This is a genomic window from Marinigracilibium pacificum (genome assembly GCF_012926615.1).
GTDB lineage: Bacteria > Bacteroidota > Bacteroidia > Cytophagales > Cyclobacteriaceae > Mangrovivirga > Mangrovivirga pacifica.
Map to the genome: position 1 here is coordinate 1 of NZ_JABBNU010000023.1, position 2,230 is coordinate 2,230.

General features: G+C 41.9%; 1 protein-coding gene and 1 pseudogene. One reads left to right on the forward strand and one right to left on the reverse strand.

The features are described 5' to 3' along the window. A pseudogene (locus tag HH304_RS21035) lies at nucleotides 1-326 on the reverse strand (group II intron reverse transcriptase/maturase); the annotation flags it as partial. A gap of 815 nt (nucleotides 327-1,141) precedes the next feature. Here HH304_RS21035 and HH304_RS21040 point away from each other — a divergent pair. Next, a complete protein-coding gene (locus HH304_RS21040; protein WP_271711729.1) occupies nucleotides 1,142-1,870 on the forward strand; it encodes a carboxypeptidase regulatory-like domain-containing protein in 729 nt (242 codons plus the stop codon). The last annotated feature ends 360 nt before the right edge of the window (nucleotides 1,871-2,230 follow it).

Here is a 2,230-nt window from a genome sequence, read left to right on the forward strand (position 1 = left end):
CGGAATCCATAGCTTTCAGGCTCAAAGGTCAGTTCGAACTTGGCAGCTAGTTGTTGGCTTACCGCCTGTTGAAGCCAGCGATCTACCACTGTAGGCACTCCAAGTAGTCTGGTTTTGCCCTTTCCCTTCGGAATTTCTACTCCTTTGATGGGTTGTGGCAGGTACTTCAGGTTCAGCACATCAAGAATGATCCTGGACCGATTCTGTTTGAGGTAATCGCCTAGTTGATCTGTTCTCATTCTGTCAATGCCCGCTGCACCCTTATTACTTACCACTTGGTGGTAGGCTTTTGTCAGGTTCTTTGCATGTAGTACTTTCTCTATCATTAAGTGTTAATCTTGTCCGCTTAAGTGAAGGCTATCCCAGTTTACTGGCATTCCAACACGAATTAAGACTCGTTTGACGTTCAGCCCTTCCCAACTTTGTGAGCCCTCTGTCGTTATCCGTTTCGGTGACAGCTCGTTTGCCTATTGGTACTATGGCTTACCGCAGAGCGGTACAGGTCCTGCTGACTTCTCAAATTGATACTCCTACCCTGCGCCCTGGCTCATCGCTAAAATTGTCTACCAGACATTTTCTAAACGCTCTGCCCTCTCGGTAAGACGATTATCCTTGTGCCTATTCCTGCTACATCTACCACTTCGGTATTTCCCTCTCCGGGCTTTGGACTTCAGTATGATCCCGATATCGGGACAGGTAGTGCTACCTCATCCAACCTAATGGCCTCTATATGTAGTTTCTGTCCGTCAGTACAGACACCGCAGTCTGGCTTACTTCAGTTCCAGAATCACTTCTGACAACTCCCGATAGGTCGGGACAGGCTTTGCCACTTGCTTTGCTTCCAGGAGTCACCCCAGCGCATCCGGGACTTTATTCATGGTGATATTTTATTTTTTTGAATTCATGAATACTACGTATTTCACCCTTTGGAACACTCACATTCATGAGTTATATTCGCCATTCAAGGCACACACAACGTATATAAAAAATAGCGGTTTAAGTGCTAAATCGAAATGAATCACATAAATTTAAGGTCAGAGTTTACCTGAAAAGTTTGTACTTAAAATCCGCTACTTTTCATATACAAGACCGTTGTAACCAATTTAGAATTCAACATAATAATAATTTAATCACATGCGACATGAAAACAATTAGCTTCAGTTTAATTCTATTCTTACTTGTATTTGGTACTTCTTGTAGTAAAGATAATGATAACGACCCTCCTGCTCCTACATCAGCCAATGTTTCTGGTTCTGTTAATCTTTTTGATGAAGGCGTAACGGAAATTGACAATTCGAATATGACTGTCAGTGTAGAAGGAACTTCAATATCTGCAACCACAAATGCAAGTGGACAGTACACCTTATCAAATGTCCCCTTTGGTACAATTACGCTGATATATGAAAAAAATGGCTACGGAACTTTCAAGAGATTTAATGTTGACCATAGTGGTGGCGACACTTTTATTCCAGAAACGCCTTCGCTTGGTCAGGTATCCACAACTTCTATTACGAACCTCACCGCTACTGATAACGGAACAGATATCACACTTGGAGCCACTACCGACCCTGCTGGAAATGTTGGGAACACAAGGTATATACGTTTCTTTTTTTCCACGCAAGCTAGTGTTAGTAACACAAATTTCGAAGCTGTTTTAGAAACACTTCCAGCGCAGATAAATCCTCGGAATTTAGATCTTACCAATGCATCGCTCGTTGCACTTGGATTTAGCAGTGGTCAAACAGTTTATGCAAGATGTTATGGAGAGTCTTTCTGGTCTAACCAATACGATGATCCAACTTCTGGAACAACAATTTTCCCTAATCTGAATCCAAACGCTGCGACAGCAGTATCATTTGTAGTTCCATAAATAATAATTAAAAGAATGACATAAAAATAACTAAGCATTCGAATGGCCGATAGGCCTATACTTGAATGCAGTGTTGACAAGTCCGGTGCTTGAAAATGTTACTATGGGTAAATCGACGAGAGTGTAGAGGGTATTAGCTGGTTTTTCTCTCTGTCTTACTCTTTAATTTATTGATAACCCGGCTTTCTGGTTCAATAATTTCTACTTCCTAAACCACAATCAGTGTCTGTTTATGGTTTTTAGTTTCCTTTGGACATAGTGATCTCCTACGTCCGATGGCGTTACTTTGATTATTGGGTTAATAGGCTGGTCTTCCAGTGTTGTGGTGGCCCACGCCCATCAAAAACAGCTACGGTTACC